This is a genomic window from Deinococcus piscis (assembly GCF_014653275.1).
Classification (GTDB): domain Bacteria; phylum Deinococcota; class Deinococci; order Deinococcales; family Deinococcaceae; genus Deinococcus; species Deinococcus piscis.
On the sequence record NZ_BNAL01000101.1, the window covers coordinates 1 to 539 of the forward strand.

Consider the following 539-nt stretch of genomic DNA (forward strand, 5'->3'; position numbering starts at 1 on the left):
TCTTCAGGAGTCAGTTGGGGGTCAAGTCGTCTGATGACTTAGTCTACACCCGGAAGCTACTTACAACTAAGCTTTTAGACCTTAAATCTGCTTAAGTCTTGGTAGCAGTACTATATACCTAGCAGCTGTTACCTAAGGTATAACTACTCCTGTCCACCTTATACGATATCTCTGAGAGTTATCGGATTCTCCCCCCGGATGGGTGTATATATCAGAAGGCAGACAGGTGGGAGGAATATGATACAAGCATGATATTTAAATTCCCAGGCTAGCGGAATCAAATGTCATAATATTTAGGAGGTGCAGGGCATGTAAAAAGCATGCTCTGCGCCATTTATATGCTTACGGGATATAAATTTATTCGTGGTTATCCAACACCTTGTAGAATGCATCGTAAGCCAATTCGAGTTTCCCACCATAAGTTGTGTTATTTGTGCCGCCATTGTACTTGTTGGCAATTTGAGTGAAAGCGTTAAGTAGCTTCCGGGTGTAGATTGCATCATATTGCAATTCCCCAGTTGGCTCCACCAACTGCCCTT

The 539-nt window shown here is 42.9% G+C and carries 1 protein-coding gene; it reads right to left on the reverse strand.

Annotation, left to right across the window (positions count from 1 at the left end; genetic code table 11):
* Positions 1-357: 357 nt before the first annotated feature.
* On the reverse strand, positions 358-539 hold a 182-nt coding region (locus tag IE158_RS13675; RefSeq protein ID WP_229839150.1), incomplete at its 5' end, for a hypothetical protein.